This is a genomic window from Microbacterium sp. GbtcB4 (assembly GCF_019091465.1).
Taxonomy (GTDB): domain Bacteria; phylum Actinomycetota; class Actinomycetes; order Actinomycetales; family Microbacteriaceae; genus Microbacterium; species Microbacterium paraoxydans.
Window position 1 is genome coordinate 1 of the sequence record NZ_JAGXJJ010000429.1, and the last position, 242, is coordinate 242.

The following is a 242-nucleotide window of genomic DNA, read 5'->3' on the forward strand; positions in this document are numbered from 1 at the left end:
GGGGCAGGACCCAGGGGCATGGCCGCCGGACTCCCCCAGATCGTGTCGGCCGTCGCGTCGGCGATGTCCCGGATGAGGTGCGCGATCCGGGCGAGGGTGGAGAGCTGCTCGTGGATGTGGGCGGTGCCCGCATGCCGGCGTCGCGCGCGCGGGTTGTAGCGGGCGCTCTCGTCGGCCTCGGCCAGGGCGGCACGGAGGTCGGCGGTGGTCTCGGCGAGCGCCGCGGCATCGTCGGGCCACTG

1 pseudogene is annotated in these 242 nt (G+C 76.0%); it reads right to left on the reverse strand.

The annotated features are described in order from the left end of the window. Window positions 1-242: pseudogene (locus tag KVS71_RS18360) on the reverse strand (FUSC family protein); the annotation flags it as partial.